The organism is Streptomyces flavofungini (assembly GCF_041028215.1).
Lineage (GTDB): Bacteria > Actinomycetota > Actinomycetes > Streptomycetales > Streptomycetaceae > Streptomyces > Streptomyces flavofungini_B.
This window is the reverse complement of the sequence record NZ_JASKYR010000081.1, coordinates 1-14,930: the sequence shown is the minus strand read 5'-3', so window position 1 is coordinate 14,930 and position 14,930 is coordinate 1. Positions and strand designations below refer to the sequence as shown.

Annotated in this window: 9 protein-coding genes; 4 read left to right on the top strand and 5 right to left on the bottom strand. The window is 69.6% G+C overall.

All coding sequences use genetic code 11. The annotated features are described in order from the left end of the window. On the top strand, positions 1-583 hold a 583-nt coding region (locus AB8Z36_RS08525; RefSeq protein WP_369212593.1), incomplete at its 5' end, for a DUF5753 domain-containing protein. Positions 584-591: 8 nt separating this feature from the next. Continuing rightward, entirely contained in the window at positions 592-786 is a 195-nt protein-coding gene (locus AB8Z36_RS08520; RefSeq protein WP_369212592.1) for a DUF397 domain-containing protein, read from the top strand. 77 nt (positions 787-863) lie between these two features. Here AB8Z36_RS08520 and pglX read toward each other — a convergent pair whose 3' ends face one another. From pglX to pglW, 5 genes are all read right to left on the bottom strand, one after another. Continuing rightward, entirely contained in the window at positions 864-4,697 is a 3,834-nt protein-coding gene (gene pglX / locus AB8Z36_RS08515) for a BREX-2 system adenine-specific DNA-methyltransferase PglX (RefSeq protein ID WP_369212591.1), read from the bottom strand. A gap of 98 nt (positions 4,698-4,795) precedes the next feature. Beyond that, a complete protein-coding gene (locus AB8Z36_RS08510) occupies positions 4,796-6,283 on the bottom strand; it encodes a hypothetical protein (RefSeq protein WP_369212590.1) in 1,488 nt (495 codons plus the stop codon). After that, positions 6,280-7,689, bottom strand: coding sequence for a KGGVGR-motif variant AAA ATPase (locus AB8Z36_RS08505; RefSeq protein WP_369212589.1), 1,410 nt, complete (start codon positions 7,687-7,689; stop codon positions 6,280-6,282). Before AB8Z36_RS08505 ends, AB8Z36_RS08510 begins: the two co-directional genes overlap by 4 nt. Next, positions 7,686-8,192, bottom strand: a complete 507-nt coding sequence (locus AB8Z36_RS08500) for a hypothetical protein (RefSeq protein ID WP_369212588.1) — start codon at positions 8,190-8,192, stop codon at positions 7,686-7,688. Before AB8Z36_RS08500 ends, AB8Z36_RS08505 begins: the two co-directional genes overlap by 4 nt. A gap of 41 nt (positions 8,193-8,233) precedes the next feature. Further along, positions 8,234-12,655: a BREX system serine/threonine kinase PglW gene (pglW, locus tag AB8Z36_RS08495; protein WP_369212587.1), complete on the bottom strand. Its 4,422-nt coding sequence runs from the start codon at positions 12,653-12,655 to the stop codon at positions 8,234-8,236. A 457-nt stretch (positions 12,656-13,112) separates the two neighbouring features. Here pglW and AB8Z36_RS08490 point away from each other — a divergent pair, with 457 nt between their 5' ends. Next, positions 13,113-13,778 (top strand): RNA polymerase sigma factor, encoded by a 666-nt coding sequence (locus AB8Z36_RS08490; protein WP_369212586.1) that lies wholly within the window; start codon positions 13,113-13,115, stop codon positions 13,776-13,778. Next, positions 13,778-14,930: hypothetical protein (locus tag AB8Z36_RS08485; RefSeq protein ID WP_369212585.1), on the top strand; the 1,153-nt coding region annotated here is incomplete at its 3' end. The genes AB8Z36_RS08490 and AB8Z36_RS08485, both read left to right, overlap by 1 nt.

The following is a 14,930-nucleotide window of genomic DNA, read 5'->3' as shown; positions in this document are numbered from 1 at the left end:
GGTGGGGAGGGCTCGGTATCCCGGGTTCGCCCGGCTTTACGTCCAGCTCGAAGCCGAGGCCATCGAACTGCACGTCTACGACAACCACATCGTGAACGGCCTGTTGCAGACGGAGGAGTACGCGCGAGCCGTGTTCGCGATGCGGCGGCCCCTGCTTGACGAGGAGATGATCGAACAGCGGGTAGCTGCCCGTCTGGCTCGCCAGGAAATTTTTTGCCGCAAGTCACGGCCACTGATGAGTTTCGTCATCGAAGAGGCTGTACTGCACCGTCCGGTAGGCGGCAGTGGCGTACTGCGAGGGCAGTTGGAGCAGATCCTGCTCTTCGGCCACAACCGCAACGTGGAGATTCAGGTCATGCCAACCTCACGCGCTGATCACGCGGGACTCAGTGGACCGTTCACACTGATCGAGACCAAGGGGCAACGCCGCATCGCCTACGCCGAAGTGGCCAGCATTAGCGGGCTGCTCACCGAGCGGAAAGCGGTCCGCGACTTGGAGGCGCAGTATGGAATTATCCGAGCACAAGCACTGACGCCTAGCGAATCGCTGGCGCACATCGAGAAGTTGCTGGGAGAGGTATGAACCTCCGTATGGATGCCCTGACACAGCCACTCGCCTGGAAGAAGAGCAGCTACAGCAGCGGTGAGGGCGGCCAGTGTGTCGAGGTCGCCTGGACTGTCCGATCCGTCCACGTGCGGGACTCCAAGCGGGCAGCGGGGCCGGTCCTCACGGTCGCCCACACGGAGTGGACCGCGTTCCTGCGGATGGCGGCGGCACGCGGCTGACCTGAGATGTACGCACCCGAAGGGGGCGGGGAGACCACCTCCCTGCCCCTTCGGGCTTTACATGGAGTCAGCCGGGCTTACTTCCTAGCCCTGCCCCGCTTTTTCTCGGGGCGCCAGGCGGCAAGGTCGTCCAGGGAGAGCTGGCGGCCGTACATACCGGCAACGAGGGCGCTGTTGAACTCCTCGGCGGGGTTGCCCTCCCACTCGTCGTCGTACTCGTCGTGCCACTGCTTCACCCACGGCATGACCTCCGCAAGTCCGGCGAGCAGGGGGATGAAGCGGGGGTCTTCCTTGCGCCAGCCGTCGACGTTCAAACGGTCATTGAGGAGATTGACGAGTGCTTCGGCCTGGTAGCGGTGGTTCCAGCCGGCCCAGCCGATGAGGAGCGAGGGGTCGTTGTCGGGTGAGGAACCCGGGTAGGAGACGAACCGCTCCTTGGGGACGTCCAGCTTGCCGCGGTTCGACCAGTAACTGTGCTTGAGGAAGTCGGCGGACGTGTACTTGGGCGGGACCTTGGTATCCCGCCGCTCGCCGTCCTCGTCCTCCTTGCGCTGCTCCTCCCAGACCTTCTCCCACTGGCCGCGCTTGCGTAGACCGGACTCCTTGTAGCGGAGGGCGGCGAGGTGAGGGACGTGTTCGGACTCGACGACGGCGGTCAGGACGGTGGACAGCGGGACGTCGCGCTTGTCGAGGTGACGGTGGGCGTAGAGCGCGGCGACGTCCTGTACGTCCTTGTCGTGGCGGAGAGCGTCGGCGAGCTGGAAAATCGTGAGCGGGCGCGGGGAGTCGATCCCGTCACGCTCCTCGAACCACAGCTCCTCGCGTTCCATGGCGTCCAGCAACCAGGACCGCAGGGCGACGGCCTCGCGGTCCTTCCACGGCTTGGTGGACCAGCGCCGTTTGAACTCGGGCCGCTCGATCAGGCGGATGTCCTTGTTGTCGGCGATGAGGTCGAGTCGTGCCTGGACGATTTGGCGGTAAGGCTCCGGCCATTTGGCGGGGAGTTCAGTGGTGCGGTTCTCGGTGGAGCCGTGCCGCTCGAACCATGCGGTGTCGACGCCGCTACGGGCGAGCGCGATCTCGAATGCGCGGTGACCGAGTGCAAGCTGCGGTACGTCGGCGTCGGGGAGGTCGGCCGGATCACCGGGCAGGGTGGTGCGTGCGACCTCGGCGGGTGTGAGCAGCCCGTACAGCCCGTACACGGTCCAATCCAGCTCCTCCTGGAGCAGGATCATGCGCGCCCGGATCCGCTCCTGCTCAGCTTCGGCGGCTTCGAGGGCTTCTGAGGTGGGGGGGGTGGTGGAGGATGCGGTGAGGACGTTGGGTTCGTAGGCGCTCAACTCGTGTGCTGCGGCGTCGAGTTGCCGCGCATGGGCGAGGGGCAGATCGGAGGGAAGAGGGAATTGCTTGAGCCTAGTGGAATTAAATTGGTAGAAGCGTTCCCAGGCCTCGAAAGCCCACCGGTTCCCGCCTCCGCTGTTGTTGTCTGCGCCTCCCTTCTGCTGAGCGACTTGCCTCATCCAGAAGGCGCCAGTCGACGAGTTCAGTACTCCGAGTAGCTGAAGGTGTCGCTCCTCGCTTGCGTCTTCCGAAAGCTTGATCACTGGTGCGGTCCGGTTGAACACCTTGTTGCCCCGGTCCAGCGCGAAGTGGTTGTGCGTGGCGATCTCGCCATATGCGATCGACAGTGGCGTCCGCAGTTTGCTCGGATACAGCTCCTGCCATTCATGCCATGCCATGCCGCGCTCCAACATTGCGACGCCGAATCGCTTCCGCGAGGAAATAGCGGTTCGGTACGGCTGCAATACGCGCTGCGAGGTGCCGATGGCCTCCCACGGAACCGTCTTGAACTCCTTGTCGTACACCCAAAGCGCGTCGAGCTCGGACTTCAGAGCGAAGTCACGGATGACATCCCCGGTGACCATTGGGTACGTCGCGGCGACGCCCAGTCGCGCAGCAGTGCCGTTGCGCGGCAAAAGGTATAGATCGTCTTCCCCAGTGACAGATGTGATGCCGATCGACGTGACGACGTCGTCCAACTTGTTCACGGATGCAGTTTCGATCGCGGTCATGAGCGGACCTGCACCGCCGCCAGCAAGCGACCAAGGATGCTCGGCAAACCTTTCCCGCTCCACATCCTCCACGCTAACCCACTGCGCAGGCCCCGTTCCTGGCCTTCGCCACTGTGAGACGATCGCCTGCCACACGGCCCCGAGTGCTGGTTCCGTTGGTTGTGCGGGCTCCCCCCGGATCCCCAGCACTGCCCGGATCGGCTCGGTTTGCCGTGCCACCTGGTTGCGTCCCGCCAGAATCACCGTTGGCGTGCCGTGCCCTGGGATGAACGCCCCCGACGTATCGAGGACATGCGTCAACTCGACGCCCGGGTAGTCGCGTCGACGCCGCGTCTGCGAATCCTTGTACGGTCCCCCATGAAAGAACGACTGAATCAGCGTCGCCCCGAACTCTCGCTTCATGAATGAGTTCGCCGTGATTTGCGCGGTAAAGCCACCGTTTCGGCGATCGCCGCCCGCCCGGAGCGCCAGTTCGAAGATCCGCTGAGCGAACGGCACCGACAGAGCGTACTTGCCGGAGCACGACCAGTAATTTTTACGGTAATTCTTGTTCTCTGCCTCGTCCTTGACTGGGATGTAGGGCGGGTTGGCAACAACCACGTGATACGAGCCACGCCCCAGCAGATCCGCCTCCTTCACGTACTGCGCCACATCCTCCGTGCGGTACGTGAACGTCTCACCCCGCTCGACGTCGTCGAACGTCGGGTCGGTCTCACGGCCCGCCTCCCGCCCGTGCAGCAGGGAGTCGGCGACCGCGATGCGGATTGGCATCCCCGGAGCCGCCGAGAGCCGGTCGACCCTGCACTCCTTGAGCATCTCGACGAGGAGGCGGAAACGGGCGATCGAGACAGCGAAGGGATTCTTGTCGGCGCCATGGACGGATTCCAGGGCGCGGCGTACCAGCGTCCAGTTCTTCGCACCCGGCTCCGCTTCGCGCCAAGCGGCGAGGACGCGGCGGAAGAGACCGAGAAGGAAGTGGCCGGAGCCGCAGGCAGGGTCGATGCAGCGCAGGCCGCGGACGACGGTGGCGACGTCACCGTTCTCGTTGATTTCCTCAGACGTCTCGCCCCGCCAGTCCTCGGGCACGTGCTTCCACTCCGGGTCCAGGCCGAATTCCTCCAAGGCCGGGTCGAAAGCGAGGTCGAGAATGAACTCTTCAACGAACTCCGGGGTCTGGAGCAGCGCGTACGTCTTCCGGGCGTGCTCGGACAGGTCCTGGTAGAGGTCACCGAGGAAACGGGTGTTCAGTGTCCGGTCGGTGAAGTCGTGGCGGATGCGGCCGTCATGACCCCGCTCCCGCCAGAAGGAGAGCAGCCGGGCCGCCGCATCGTAGGAGGGGTCGAGTTCCCACAGCGGATTGTGGGCGGGATCGAACAAACCCTCGGCGATCACGTGCTCGCGGCCGAGGGCGAGGAAGGACTCCTTCAACCAGTCGCGGTCGTTCAGCTCCGGGCTCACCCGGAAGAACGCGTCGTGGTTGTCCTGTGCCTCGGCGAGCCGCTCGCCGGGCCCGGACAGGCGGGCGTCAGGGACGAGCCCGTTGTCCTCGCAGAAGCGGACGAAGACACAGGCGAGCACCCAGGCGGCGGCGATCTGCACCACCCGCTCCTCCAGCCATGACTCGTACATGGCAGAGGTGCGGTCCGACAGGAGGGCCTGCTCGTACTCGGCCTTCAGGGCCGCGGCCTGCTCACTGTCGCCATGGGCGCGCTCGCGCAGGTCGTCCTCCAGGAGCGCCACCTGCTTCTGAAGGTCCTTGAGCAGCGCGGCATGGTCCAGCGGCGCGGCGGCCGGTGTGTCCGTGGCTTCGGCGGTCGTACGGGCATCCTGGGAGTGCACCGGGGTGTTCCTCTGCTTCGTGGTCGCGGCGCGTGCTCTCGCGCCGGGTCCGTCCATCCTGCCAGCCCGGACGCCACGGCGGTCCCATCAGGTCGGGCCTACCGCCCGGCGAGCGAGATCCCCCCGAGGCGCCCCAGGCCGAAGGCCAGACGGTAGATGTCGGGCAGGTCGAGCAGCGAGTAGTCGTCGATGCTCTGGTCGCGGCGGCGCAGGACGCCGAGGTCGATCAGCTCCTGGACCAGGCGCGGCAGGTCGTCGGGGTGGCGGGGGCCGGTGCGGACCAGCTCCGGGCGGTCGGCCTGGGCGTAGCGGGCCGTCTCCTCGCGCAGGAGCCGCGGAAGGTCGCGCTCCTTCCAGATGGCGATGATCTTCCCTTGAGGGATGGGAACCTGGCAGCCGGCGAGCGGCTTTATCGCCAGCTCGACCCAAGGCGTGTCCTCGCAGATCTGGTCGACGCGGACCGCGGACGCCGCGCGGACCCCGTTCCGGATGGCGTCGTGGTGCAGGGCGCGGCTGTGCGCGGGGTACGAGGCACGCGTCGTCTCGGCGGCCACGTCCAGGACCTTGAGGAAGCTGCGGGGGCTGATCCGGCCCGCGCTGTCCATCAGGTGATTGGGCAGCCAGGTGTAGGGACGGCCCTGACGGACGTTCGTGCCCATGAACGGGTCGGCGATCCGCTCGAAGAGCTGCTGCTGGGCCTTCTCGTCGTTACGCAGGTCCGGCGGGGGCGCATACCGCACGGGCGTGCCGGGCTCCGAGGGCTGCCAGCCGCCGGTGAGGCGGCGGAACCGCTCGGCCGCCTCGTCGTCCTCGTTGCCCAGGTGGTGGAAGAGCAGCCCGTACAGGTCGGTGCGCGACCACTCCAGACGGGCCGCGTTCCCCGACAGCTTGGAGGCGTCCGGGAAGAGCTGCTTGGCCGCGTCGAACATGTCGGGGCGGAGGAAGACCTTCAGACGGATGTTGCGGGTGCCGAATCGCATCCGCATCGCCAGGCGGAGCAGCTCGGCGATCAGCCCGTTGCGGGTGTCCCAGTCGGTGTGCAGGTGTTCCAGACCGTCGAAAACCAACAGGTGGACCGTGCCTTCGGTGGCGGCCTCCGCGTCGGCCCGTGCGAGAGTGGCCTCGGCCGGTCCGGCACTGGCGCGCACCCAGGCGACACGCTCGGCCCAGTCCGCCGTCGCCCGCAGTTCGGGCTGTCCCAGGGCGGTGAGCAGGACGGCGTACCAGATCTCTTCCGGCAGCGCGCCGCCCGCGAGCAGCGAGGGCAGGGCGAGCGGGCCCGGATAGTCCGACACGATGTCCATGCCATAGCCGGAAGTGACACGCAGACGGCTCAGCCGGTTGATGCGATACTCGCGTGCCGCCGCCGCGCGCAGCTCGGGATCGAGCAGGGAGCGTGCCCAGAACGTCTTGCCGACGCCGCGGTCACCCTGCACCACGGTGCTGTCCACGTAGAGCGCGGTGCGGTGTGCGTCCGGCATGTACAGGGTCTGCGGCTCGGGGCGCCGGGTGTCCGCGTCCACGGTGCCCTCCAGCGCACGCGACAACAGATCGCGGTACGCCTCGGGGGTCAGCGACTCGGTCATGGGCGGTCGTCCTCGGGCTCGGTGGACTCGGTATCGGATGCTGCACTGGCCTGAGACGCCAGGATCAGAGGGACGGCCATCTTCAGAAAGTCACGGTACGCGGCCTTGACGAAGGCACGCTCCTGCCAGTCCGGGGCTTTGGGTACGTTCATACCGACCAGGCCGGGCTCGAACAGGATCGGGATCGGGGAATGGGGCGCGGCGTCGTCTTCGAGGGCCCATGAGCCCTCCTTGGCATCGGCGATCTCACCCGGCGCAAGCGGCTCGTAGAGGACACTGAATGTCTCGTGGGCGTTCAGGCGGAAGGACGCGAGGTGGGTGTCCTTCGAGTAGTGCACGGAGTCCGGGACCATCGACGCCACCATGCGAAGCTTCCGCCGGATCGGCGCGGCCTGTCCGGAAGCCGCCCACGCTTCAAAGAGGTCCCGGTAACCCGACCACGTCTGGTCGTTGTCCGCGCCGAACAGCAGCGCGTAGTCGCACAGATGCGAGATGGTCACGGCAGCCACGTCGTGGATGCCCGCCCTGCTGTCGAGTAGCACCACGTCAGGCGGGTATCCGCTCTCGCTCCGCTCCACCGCCTCCTCGCAGGCGCGGACCGTGGCGGCAAGGCGGTCGGCGAAACGGGCGCCCTCGGTGTCGGCGTAAACCCGGTTCAGCTTGTCCACGTAGCCGTTGGGGACGCCTTCCGCGCCCGCACCACGCGCCGGGGCGATCCACAGCTCGCCCCGGTTGCGCGGGGTGTATCCGGACCGAGTGACGATCTCCAAGCCGTCCGCGTTGCCGAGCGCCGACTCCACGAGGTGGTCCACGACACCGTGTCGGCACAGATTGCCGTCTCCCAGCAGGAGCGGGCCCACACCGGGCGACTCCAGGTCGAGATCGACGACCAGCACGATCTTCCCCTGGTCAGCGAGTCGACGTGCGAGAACGGCGGTCGCGGTCGTGCGCCCCACACCGCCTTTGAACCCGTACAAGGCCGTACGACGGGTGCGGACCGTCCCGCCGCCCGTGTCGGCAGCGGGAGAGGTGACGTGGGACCAGTCCTCGCCGACGACCGTGTTGTCGAGGAGGCGGACCGCGCCCGCCGCGCCGGTGGCCGCATCGATCTCCAGGGCGCGGGGCGAGGCCGTCAGCGTCTTCGGCAGGCGTGTGACCGAGGTCATCACCAGCGGTCGTTCCCCGCTATAGCGGCCCATCCGGCCGGTGAACGACTCGCGCCAGCGCTCCACCTGCTCGCCGCTCGCCCCGGCCCCCTCGGCGCCGTCATCCACCACCAGGGAGAACCGGCCGAGGACGTCCCGTACGAGCAGGACGTCGAAGCCCTCCGCGGCGACCTCGCGGGCGACGGAGAGGGCGGCCGGACGGGACTCGTCGAAGCGGATCGGTTCGGCGTACAGGGTCATGGCAGCTTTCCGGTCAGCTCAACGTGCAGGTGCAGGTCATAGGCGAGCGTTGCCGCTCCTTGACGGCGGCTCAGCAGCTCCGGGGCGAGGTGGGCCCCATCGGTGTAGCGGTCGTCGACGAGCCACTTCTCGAAGTCCACGGAGACCCTGGACAGGGCTTGGTCGAGAGCCGGGCCGGAGCGTCCGTCGACCAGCAGGGGAAGCGCCTGCCGCATCTGGTTCACGTGCCCCAGAGCCTTCCGCTTCCTGTTCGGGTTCTCAGCTTCTGGGTCGTCCCACCAGAGCCGGTCGCTCTCGGAGCCCCCGCTGTCCTTCATGGACACCCCGTGCTGCCCAGCGAACCGTTTAAGGAGCGCCTTCATCAGGCACTCCACCGCGAGCCCGAACAAGTGATCCGCGTTCAGGACCCGGCCGTCGCCGTGCAGGTAAGAGGCGTCCTCGTAATGCCGCTCCCCCGCACAGGCGTAGTCCGTCGTCGCCTTGTTTCCCTCGTCATCCCCCACGACGCAGATCATAGGGTCTTCGGCTGATCCGGCGTCAGCCTTCAACCCGCTTGCAGGACCCCCTCCAACTCCTTCATGAATAGGCCCTCCAAAACCACCCACTCACTCGCCCGGTCCACCACATCCACCGTCCGGCCGTCCAGCGCCGGAGTCGCCTGCGGGTCGTCCATGGGGGCCAGCAGCCACAGGCCGTGCGGTACGGCTGCGGGGCGGCGGGCCGCCTCCTGAAGGGACACCAGCATCTCGCGGCCACCCACCTCCCAGTACCGGGCCACCAGGGAGGCCCGGTGGGCAAGGAGCACTGTGCGAGGACCTGCCTGCTCGGCGAGTGCCGCGCAGCGGGCGGCCACGCGTTCGGCGGCGAGCCGCGTGTAGGAGGCGAGGGCCGATCCGATCCGGCCGGTGGCGGTGAACTTGGCGTCCGCCTTGAGCAGGGCCTGCCACCGCACCTGCTGCTCGTCGGCCAGATCCCGCAGGGCGGCGAGGAACAACTCGTCCACGCCGACCGGCACCACACCGAACCGGCCGGCCAGGCGCTGTGCCGTGCCGGGCAGCTGAAGGCCCCGGACGGTCAGGGCGAGGAACCCTCCCCGGCGCACCGCTTCCTGAAGTTTCGCCTCCGTCACCCGGCGCGGGTCGCGGCCCTCCGCAAGCTGGCCCTGTGCGGCGTCGTACAGCGCGCCGGTGCTCGTCAGCACCGATCCCGTGAAGGCCGGGCGGCTCTGCTCAGGATCCCGCTCGGGCGGGAAGAAGCGCCGTCTGTCCCGGTCGTACTCCAACGGGAAGTTCGCCTCGGCCAGTGCCTCCTCCCACTCCACGTACGTGACGTTGGAGAGCGCGGCAAGGCCGGGGAACCGGGACCTCACCCGGCTCAGCAGTTCGTCGACGCCAATCCCTATGCCGGTACGCACGCCGGCCGCAGCCTGCGAGATCCGCAGCGCACGGTCCAGGCCCAGGCCCAGGGGGAACAGCTCGAAGCGCGGGGTGACGCCGACGCAGCCCGCCATCGCGGAGGCCAGGGTCAGCAGGCGGGTGTCGGCCAGCGGCGCCATCCCCTCCGGAGCCGGTACCGCACGCAGCTCCCGCAGTACGGTGCCACCTCCGGGCAGTGGGTCACGGGCCGCCACGTCCTCGGCGGCCCGGCCGAGCAGCGTCGCGTACTCGGCCAGTTCCACCGGCGTCGGGTCGTCGCTGCCCGGCAGGTCCACCAGGGCCAGCAGCACCGTGCTGCCGCGCCGCAGCACGGCGAACCGGGAGGCGTCCGCCGCGTCGCCGTCTTCCGCGGCGGCGGAATCGTCGCGACGGGACTCGATCTCGGCGGCTGCCCGCACCACGGCCAGGGCCCGCGTCTGGAGGTCCGCCCGGTCGTCCGTACCGTCCTCGTCGTGCGGTGTGTGCCGTACCCGCAGTTCGGTGGCGAGTTCCTGTGCCGTCATGACCCTGCCCTGTTCGGACAGGACAGTCACCAGCTCGTCCCGGATCCTCTCCAGCCAAGCGAACGCCGCCCACTGCTCGATGGCGGCGGTCACATTTCCCGAGACGGTCGGCTGGCTGACGCCGAGGGCCTTGGCGATCACCGACTGAGCAGGCCACGGGGGCAGTTCGCCGACCTGCTCGACGCCTGGCAGACCCAGCGTCGCGAGGACGATGTCGCGTCGGGGGCGGGTGCGCAGGTTGTCCGGGACCAGCCGTGCGGCGAGTGTCTCGACGGACTCCACCGCCTCGACGGGCGCATCAGGCGGCACTCGTACGGGCTGCTTCGCCGTGGCGCGCTTGCGGAACTGCTGGGTCCACTGGCGGTGGCGCCGGTTGAGCTCCTTGCGGATCACGTTGCCCGCGCCCCGTGCGCGTGAGATCGAGTGCGGCGGGACATCCAGGAGCTGGCTCACAGTCTCGGCTCCGAGACCGACAGCCACGGACACCGCTCGCGGCGACAGTCCGGCGGCGTACAAGGGGGTCTTCAAATCCGCAGCGGCGGCGGCCTGCTCGCGTGCGTCCTCGACGTCCGCTGCCTGCGTGTCGACTGTCGCGGGTGTGGTGGGGGGCCGGGTGGAGTCCGCGCGACGGAAGACCTGGCGCCAGGCGTCCTGCATCTGCCGGAGGCTGTCGAAGCGCTGCTCGACATCACGGTGCAGAGCTCGCCCGAAGAACTCGGTCAGTCCCTCCGCCAGCGCGGGCTCAAACAGCTCACGGGCGACATAGAGCTCCGCCTTCGGCACGGTCAGCGGATCGCCCTGGCCGTCCCCCCACACCGGCCGCTCACCCGAGGCCATCTCGTGCAGCGTCACCGCCGCCGCATACCACTCCGCGTGGTCGTCGTACCGGGCGCGGCGACTGCCGCCCAGGAAAGGGTCGAGGTAGCCGCGGGTGCCCGCGTGGAGGTCCTGGTCGGGGGCATCGGCCAGGGAAAAATCGAACAGCATCAGCTGCCATGAACCGTCACTGCGCTTGAACAGGCCCAGGTTGTCCGGCTTGAGGTCACGGTGGCGCACCCCGCGGGCGGCCAGACTGTCCAGGGCCTCGAAGAGATCGTTGCCGAACCGCTCGAGCTGGGCATAGCCCAGCCTGCCCTCGCCGCGCAGCCGCGACCCGAGACTGACCGGCTCCCGGTCGTCCACCGACCGGAACCCGCCCGCGTACTCGATCTCCAGGGCGGCGTGCCCGCCCAGGTCCCGGGGCGGGGCGAGCAGTTTCACGATGCGGTTGCCGCCCACCTCACGCAGGGCCTCCGCTTCCGCGAAGAGCCGAGCGTCCTTCTCCCGGTCGAGTGCCACCTTGAAGACCCGGGGGGACGCCGGGTCCGGTACCCCGTCCTCGACGCGGCGCACCAGCAGTGCGCGGGCGGTCGCGCCGGTGCCCAGAACCCGTACGACCTCCCACTCGGCGTCGAGTCGGGAGCCTGCCTTGGCCGTCAGCGGGTCGGTGACTTCGATGGCCCCGCGCCGGGCCGCGGCATCCCCCGCCTCCGCGGCGTCCAGCAGCCGGAGGAAGTCCTCGGCGGACGACAACCTGTTCTGCACATCGGAGGCAGTGGCCCGGAAGATCAAGTCGTCCAGCGCCTCGGAGACGCTGTCGGAAACCGCGTACGGATGGAGCCCGCCGTCCTCGGCGAGCCGGTCCACCAGGGCGCCCCGCGCGTCGGCGGGCGGCATACCCGTCAGCAGCAGATAGGAGAGCGCGCCGATGCCGAAGATGTCGAGGTCGGCCCAGTCGGCGAACTCACTGCCCGTCTCCGGGGCGAGATACACCTGGGCGATGTCGGCCACCAGCCCCGTATCCAGCGGCGTCTGGCCGAGGCTGAGGTGCGAGGTGGTGTCGAAGTCCCTGGCGGCGGTCTGCCAGTCGGCGATCCGCAGCACCGGCTCGGCACCGTCCTCACCTGCGGACACGTACACCGAGCGCGCCGACAGCGCCCGGTGGTACAGCGAGCGGTTGTGGGCGTAGCGCACGGCCTCGGCGAGCTGGCGCACCAGGTCCAGGCGCACAGCGGGCGTGAGCCGGTCGCCGTACGCGTCCAGGTATGCGTCGAGCCGTAGGTCCGATTCCCGGTGACGGAAGAGGATCGCCGGGCCACCCTGGTGCTCGCGGATCTGGACCGCCTGGACGATGCCGCGGTGATTAATGCCTTGCAACACCTGGTATTCGCGCAGGGCGGCCCGGTCCACCCGGCCGCGCTGCTCCGCTGAGGCGGCCTGGCCCGAGAGGTAGATCCGGACCCTGCCGCTCTCCTTGACCAGGTTGTCATCGCGTACGGCGACCCGGTCCTCCCATCCGGGGCCCGCGTCCAGAGCGCGCGGTTCGAGACGCCAGTCGTCGCCGAAACGCAGATGACTGGTCGAGTGGCTGATGCCGATGCGCTTCATCAGCATTTCGAGCCGCTGGCTGTCCTGCGGTGTGACACGCCAGCTCTCCCGCTCCGGCGGGAGTCCGAGCAGATCGTCCCAGACCCCAGGCAGTCCGCCGACGCCGCCATTGCGCCCGTAGACCGACGCGCGCTGGAACTCATCCAGCTCGCTCACCAGGTCGGGATCGTGCAGGAAGACCGCCGGCTTGATGAAGGGGATCTTCGCCTCGGGAAGTCCCGCCGCGCGCGCGGCACGCTGGAGCTGTGCCTTCAGCTCCTTGGCCTTGAGGTCGGTGAGGTGCAGCGGGTTGCGCAGGGTCCGCACCCGGTCCCCGTGGAACTGCCAAGTGTCTCCGTGGTTCACCACCCGGCCGGGGTGCCCCTTGAGCTCCAGCAGATAGACGCCACCGGGTACGGCGATCAGTAGATCGCACTCGTTGACCCGGCCCGTGACACCGGTGAACCGGAATGTCGCCCACGCCCGGTACGGCTCGGCATTCGGCATCAGCTGCTGTACGTGCTCAAGACCCTCCTGCTCCCACTGGAAACCGGACCGGCGCGGCTGGAACCAGTACTCACGCCGCGCTGAAGGACCGGGCTTCGCAGCGGTCGGCGTCACGGGGGTCCTCCGGTCATGGGCGCTGTCGTACTAGGGCAAGCCTAGCGATGTCGCCGGAAGAGCCTGCGGGCGTTCGCAGCACATGGAACAGGGACGCGAGGTGACGTCCGGCAAGGGACGTGCCGGACCTGAGCCGGAGCCGAGGTGCTGGGCGTCGCGCGGCTGGTGTCCAGCCGGGGCCACAGCGGCGTTAGACCTGCGCACCGCTGTTGCGGGCGGTATACCGAGGAACCGGCCGGGGCCGCCACCCCCCACAGGAGAGGCCCCGACCGGCACACGGTGCGGACCGCGAGCGGTCCGTACTACCTTCAGCGCCGCGCGTGCGTTTTCTGTCACACCGCGATCTGTCACCCGCTAGTTGCACGTTGTACAAACATGGACGCGGGCCCCGGCGAAGCCGTACCGTGCTGCTTCGCGCCGGGGCCGGGCGCACATCTCCGAGTGGGCAGGATTGAAAGTGCTGGGGGACGACGCGGAGCTGACCGCCGCGGTGTTTGCGGCGCAGGACGGGGACGAGACCGCGTTCCGGACTGTGTACCGCGCTGTGCACCCGCGGCTGTTGGGATACGTACGCACACTGGTGGGGGACCCGGACGCCGAGGACGTGGCCTCCGAGGCCTGGCTTCAGATAGCCCGGGACCTGGACAGGTTCAGCGGCGACGCGGACCGCTTCCGGGGCTGGGCCGCGCGCATAGCCCGTAACCGCGCGCTCGACCACATCCGCATGCGCGGCCGCCGCCCCGCGATAGGCGGCGACGAGACGGAGCTGGCAGGCAGGCCCGCCGAGGCGGACACCGCGGGCGAGGCGATGGAGTCCCTGGCCACCGGCGAGGCCATGGCGCTGATAGCGAGGCTGCCGCAGGACCAGGCGGAGGCCGTGGTGCTGCGGGTCGTGGTCGGACTCGACGCCAAGAGCGCGGCCCTGACCCTCGGCAAGCGCCCTGGAGCCGTCCGTACGGCCGCCCACCGCGGCCTCAAACGGCTCGCCGAACTGCTCGGCGCCGACCCCGCCGAGCCCGCGGGAGCGCTCGGCGCCGTACCCCCGCAGAGAGAGCCGCGCGGGCGCGCGGCGGCATCCGTCTGTGTGACGCAAACGCGTGCGCGGACGCAGAAGGACATGTGATGGCCGACGAGCAGGAGAAGTGGCTGGACCGCGACGCGGCGGAGCGTTTGCTGCGCGGAGAGCCGCTTGAGGACGTCGACCCCCACGTACGAGCCCAGGCCGACCGCCTCGCGCAGGCGCTCGGCGCACTGTCCGCCGGAGCAACCGCCTCCGGTAATCACGAAGCCGACGGCGGAGACCGCGACGCCGCCCTTGGCCACCACGAAGCCGACCGTGCGGCCGCCCCCGGAACCCGGCCGGTCACGGCGCCGGAAGGCGAACTCCCCGGCGAAGCCGCCGCGCTGGCCGCCTTCAGGGCCGCCCGCGCGGACTCCGCGAAGGCCGGGGCCCGTGCCCCGTACGCGACCTCGGCCCATGCCGCCGCGGCCGCGCGGACCGTGCGTCTGGGCCGTGCCGCCGACCGGCCGGGACCGAGCCGCTGGGGCCGCCCGGTGCGCTTCGGGCTCGCCGCGGCCCTGGCGGGCTGCATGATCGGCGGCGTCGCCGTGGCCGCGGGTACGGGCGTGCTGCCCTCGCCGTTCGGCAAGCACCACGAGCCGGGGCCCGCCGCCTCCGCCTCCCCGGTGGCGACACCGCGGACGCCGGGACCGTCACCGTCGACCGGTGCCGAGGAGTCCTCCGGGGCGCTGTCGCCGGACGACAGCGCCTCGCCGGACGACGAGGAGACCACGGACGCGCCGGAGACCGCGCGGCCCCCGGAGGCGGAGGCGGGCGGCGCGCACAGCGAGCAGCCGACACGGCGGCCCGGCGGCGCGGTGAAGCCGCCGCGCGCCGACGGCACCAAGGACTGGTACCGCAAGGTCGTCATCGCCTGCCGCGACTACCGCAGCGGCGAGCTCCAGGGCGAGAAGCGGCGCCGCCTGGAGGAGTTCGCCAAAGGCCCGGCCCGCGTCGAGGAGTTCTGCGGCCGGATCCTCGGCGGCGGGCAGCACCAGGGCGGTCAGCAGGGCGGCGGCCAGCACAACGGCGGCCACCAGGGCGGCGGCCAGCACAACGGTGGCGACGACGGCGGTGACGAAGCGCCCGGCAGCGGCGGCGACGACGGCGGTGACGGCGGCTCGGGGGGCGGCTCCGGCGGAGACGCGGGCGGCCTCCCCGGTCCTCCCTCGTCCGGCGTTCCGGCCACCCCCGCGGCGAGCTACAGCGCCCTGC